At 58.5% G+C, this 2,812-nt stretch carries 3 protein-coding genes; all 3 read left to right on the top strand.

Annotation, left to right across the window (positions count from 1 at the left end; all coding sequences use genetic code 11):
- A partial coding sequence (gene zwf / locus PHT20_RS16585; RefSeq protein ID WP_301021399.1) for a glucose-6-phosphate dehydrogenase occupies positions 1–1,068 on the top strand: 1,068 nt, incomplete at its 5' end.
- Positions 1,069–1,115: 47 nt separating this feature from the next.
- On the top strand, positions 1,116–1,964 hold the full coding sequence (locus tag PHT20_RS16580; RefSeq protein WP_300088323.1) for an SIS domain-containing protein: 849 nt from the start codon (positions 1,116–1,118) through the stop codon (positions 1,962–1,964).
- Positions 1,965–2,271: 307 nt separating this feature from the next.
- A partial coding sequence (locus PHT20_RS16575; protein WP_301021400.1) for a nucleotidyltransferase family protein occupies positions 2,272–2,812 on the top strand: 541 nt, incomplete at its 3' end.

Genomic DNA, 2,812 nt, shown 5'->3' with positions numbered 1-2,812 from the left:
GGGCTGAACACCGCGCACACCCGCGTGGTGCTGGAAAAACCACTTGGGCACGACCTGGCCAGCAACCGCAGCATCAACCACTGCGTCGGCCAAGTGTTCAGCGAGCGGCAGATTTACCGCATTGACCACTATTTGGGCAAGCCTGCGGTGCAAAACCTGTTTGCCCTGCGCTTTGGCAACGCCTTGTTTGAACCGCTGTGGCGGCGCGAGCACATTGCCAACATCCAGATCACCATTGCCGAAGAGCTGGGTGTGGAAAAACGTGGTGCGTTTTACGAAACCACCGGCGCGCTGCGTGACATGGTGCAAAACCACGCGCTGCAACTGCTGTGCGCCATTGGCATGGAGCCGCCCATCAACTCGCATGCCGATGCCATTCGCGACGAAAAGCTCAAGGTGCTGCGCTCGCTCAAACCCTGGACCGCTGAAACGCTGAAACAAGACGTGATTCGCGGGCAATACGGCGCGGGTGCCATTGGCGGCGCGGCTGTAGCCGCTTACCGCGACGAGCTAGGCGTCAACCCGGCCAGCCAGACCGAGACCTTTGTCGCACTGCGCACCGAAATCTCGAATTGGCGCTGGGCTGGCGTGCCATTTTTTATCCGCACCGGCAAGCGCCTGGCTGGACGCGATGCGCGCATTGTGGTGAACTTTCGCCCCACGCCGCACGCCATTTTCAACTCGCAAATTGGCATGGCCAACCGGCTGGTGATCAACCTGCAACCCAAAGACGGGCTGGAGCTACACCTGCTGGCACAAGGCCAGGACAACCGCAAAAACTCGCACACCCTCGCGCCGGTGCAGCTTGACTTGGACTTTGACAAACGCTTTGGCCACGAACGTGTGGGTGCTTACGAGCGACTTTTGTTGGACGTGATTGAGGGTCGCCTGAACCTGTTTGTGCGCAGCGACGAGCAAGAGGAAGCCTGGCGCTGGGTCGAACCCATCTTGACCCACTGGCAGGCCGACGCCCAGGGGCCACGCCCCTACGCCGCTGGCACCTGGGGCCCCAGCGCCACCAGCGCCATGATTGCGCGCGATGGTTTTTGCTGGAGCGAAGAGTGCTGACAGCAGTGAGCAGCCGCCCGATTTTTTAACCTTTTGAATGCCGCACCATGCTTGACCGTATCAAAGCCTCTTTGCCATCTTTAGCTCCTGCTGAGCAACGCGTCGGCAAACTGGTGCTCTCAGACCCGCGCAGTTTTGCCCTCATGCCGGTCAGTGAGCTGGCCGACCGCGCCCATGTGAGCAAGCCCACCGTGGTGCGCTTTTGCCGCAGCGTGGGCTATGACGGCTTGAGCGACTTCAAGCTCAAGCTGGCCGGCAGCGTGAGCGAAGGCGTGCCGTTCATCCACCGCAGTGTGGATGTGGACGACAAAACCAGCGACATCATGGTCAAAGTCATCGACAACACCGTGGCCGCGTTTCTGAAATACCGCAACGATGCCTCTGCCACAGCCATTGAAAAAGCCGTGGACGCCCTCGTCAACGCCTACAAAACCGGCCGCCGCATCGAGTTTTTTGGAGTCGGCAACTCAGGGGTAGTGGCGCAAGATGCGCAGCACAAATTTTTTCGGCTGGGCATCAACGGCGTGGCCTACAGCGACGGCCACATGCAGGTGATGAGCGCATCGCTGCTGCAACCGGGCGACTGCGTGGTGGTGATCTCCAACTCAGGGCGCACGCGCGACCTGATGGATTCGTGCGACATTGCCCGCAAAAACGGTGCCACCACCATCGTCATCACCGCCAGCGGCTCGCCCTTGGCCAGCGCCGGGCACATCCATGTGGCAGCCGACCACCCGGAAGGCTACGACCGCTACAGCCCAATGGTGTCGCGCCTGCTGCACCTGATGATCATCGACATCTTGGCCACCTGCGTGGCTCTACGCATTGGCGGCGACAAACTGCAGCCACTGCTGCGCGAGATGAAAAATAATTTGCGCAGCAAGCGTTACGCTTGATTTTTACATGACTTTTATGGCTCTAGCCCATATAAATTAAGCGTATACAGCTATTCAAAAAATAGCACACAAATGATCCACAGGGCAATACCGGTGCGGTCAAAAAGATGGCGTTCACCGCTGGCCATGCCGTCACAGTTGCTCGGCAACTTCAGCAACAGCTTGAGCAGCCTACCCACCCTCTGCCACACCACTTGGTGTTGGCAAAACGCAAACCTGAGCGGCTATAGTGTGGGCTGAATTTTTTTGACCTAGAAACGGGAGCGAGATGCAATGAAAAACAAGGTGACACACCATGGCTAAGGGCATGATTTTGGCCGCCGGGCAAGGCACCCGGGTTCGACCCCTCACCAAAGACCTGCCCAAACCGATGATCCCCATTTTGGGCAAGCCGGTGATGGAATACCTGATTGAGCACCTGGCGCATTACGGCGTCAATGAAATCATGGTCAACGTGGCCTACAACCACCACAAAATTGAGCAGTATTTTGGCGACGGCCACCGCTGGGGCGTTGAAATTGGCTATGCCTACGAGGGGGTGCGCGAACAAGGCGAGGTGGTGCCCAAACCGTTTGGCTCTGCTGGGGGCATGCGCCGCATTCAAGATTTCAGTGGCTTTTTTGATGAAACCACGCTGGTCATTTGTGGCGACGCCATCATTGACCTGGACATTGGCGCGGCCTTGCACGAGCACAAAACCGACGGCGCCATGGCCAGTGTGGTGACGCTGGATGTGCCGCTGAGTGAGGTCTCCAACTACGGCATTGTGGTGGCGGGTGAAGACGGGCAAGTGCAGTCGTTACAAGAAAAGCCGCAACCCTCTGAGGCCAAATCCACCCTGGCCAGCA

Source organism: Rhodoferax sp. (genome assembly GCF_028715765.1).
In the GTDB taxonomy this organism is placed as follows: domain Bacteria; phylum Pseudomonadota; class Gammaproteobacteria; order Burkholderiales; family Burkholderiaceae_C; genus Rhodoferax.
Note: the sequence above shows the minus strand (reverse complement) of the source record. Positions and strands in the feature narration are given on the sequence as shown.

What these genes read in the sequence shown, in the direction of transcription:
- PHT20_RS16580 (WP_300088323.1), top strand. Translation starts at nt 1,116, where the DNA reads ATGCTTGACCGTATCAAAGCCTCTTTGCCATCTTTAGCTCCTGCTGAG.